1 pseudogene is annotated in these 293 nt (G+C 79.2%); it reads right to left on the bottom strand.

What is annotated here, in order from left to right:
* Window positions 1-293 (bottom strand): annotated as a pseudogene (locus WDW90_RS38840) (NrsF family protein); the annotation flags it as partial.

Genomic DNA, 293 nt, shown 5'->3' with positions numbered 1-293 from the left:
CCCGGCGCCAGGACGCCGCGCAGGCAGCCGAGCCCGCTCGCGCCGATCCAGGCGAGGGCGGGGGCGACCGGCAGCTGGGCCCAGCGCAGCGGCCGGCCGGGCACGCTGACCTGAAAAGCCGCGAAGGCCGCCGTCACGGCGGTCAGCGCGGCCGCGACCGCCGCGATGCGCAGGTCCGCCACCTCCATCAGGGCGCGCATCCCGTCGAGATCCGCCATGGGCATCAGGAGGAGGGCGCGAGCCAGGGCGGCGGCGATCCAGGCGAGCGCGCGCAAGCCGGGCGGGGGCAGGCG

This window comes from Methylobacterium nigriterrae, assembly GCF_037106235.1.
Taxonomy (GTDB): Bacteria; Pseudomonadota; Alphaproteobacteria; order Rhizobiales; family Beijerinckiaceae; genus Methylobacterium; species Methylobacterium nigriterrae.
This window is presented reverse-complemented; position numbering and strand designations above follow the sequence as displayed.